The following is a 255-nucleotide window of genomic DNA, read 5'->3' on the forward strand; positions in this document are numbered from 1 at the left end:
TGGGCACGCCCTGCGCATTGAAGTGGCGCGAGGCCGGCGAGCGTGAACGGCTCTGGGCGATCAACCCGCGTCATCCGATCGCCGAGGGCATCGGCGAGAACTTCGTGCTCGAGAACGAGGAGATGTATGGCGAGCAGTTCTCCGTGCCGGAACCGCTCGAAACCGTGTTCATCTCCTGGTTTGCCGGCGGCGAGGTGTTCCGTTCGGGTCTGACCTGGCGTCGGGGCGCCGGCAACATCTTCTATTTCCGCCCGG

The 255-nt window shown here is 65.1% G+C and carries 1 pseudogene; it reads left to right on the forward strand.

Annotated features, from left to right (window positions below):
• Positions 1-255 (forward strand): annotated as a pseudogene (locus tag IB264_RS34355) (trehalose utilization protein ThuA); the annotation flags it as partial.

The sequence above is a fragment of the Ensifer sp. ENS11 genome (genome assembly GCF_014851895.1).
GTDB lineage: Bacteria > Pseudomonadota > Alphaproteobacteria > Rhizobiales > Rhizobiaceae > Ensifer > Ensifer canadensis.